At 64.6% G+C, this 393-nt stretch carries 1 protein-coding gene; it reads right to left on the bottom strand.

Annotation, left to right across the window (positions count from 1 at the left end; translation table 11 throughout):
• Positions 1 to 393: alpha-amylase family glycosyl hydrolase (locus tag RMT89_RS41425; protein WP_315888919.1), on the bottom strand; the 393-nt coding region annotated here is incomplete at both ends.

The following is a 393-nucleotide window of genomic DNA, read 5'->3' as shown; positions in this document are numbered from 1 at the left end:
CCGCTGCTGAAGTCGCCGAAGTAGTCGACGACGTCCTCCGGCCACTGGTTGGCCTCCGCCAGCAGCACCGTGTCCGGATAGTGGGCGTCGATCTCCTTGCGCACCCGCCTCAGGAACTCATGGGTCGCCGGAAGGTTTTCGCAGTTGGTCCCTTCCTGGGCGTAGAGGTACGGCACCGCGTCGAGACGGAAGCCGTCGATGCCCAGGTCCAGCCAGAACCGCAGCGCGGAGATCATCTCCTCCTGCACGGCCGGGTTCTCGTAGTTGAGGTCCGGCTGGTGGGAGAAGAAGCGGTGGAAGAAGTACTGCTTGCGCGCGGGGTCGAAGGTCCAGTTGGAGGCCTCGGTGTCGACGAAGATGATCCGCGCGTCGGCGTACTGCTTGTCGTCGTCG

Source organism: Streptomyces sp. P17, assembly GCF_032436805.1.
Taxonomy (GTDB): domain Bacteria; phylum Actinomycetota; class Actinomycetes; order Streptomycetales; family Streptomycetaceae; genus Streptomyces.
The sequence above is the reverse complement of the archived record's forward strand: the minus strand, read 5'-3'. Positions and strand labels throughout refer to the sequence as shown.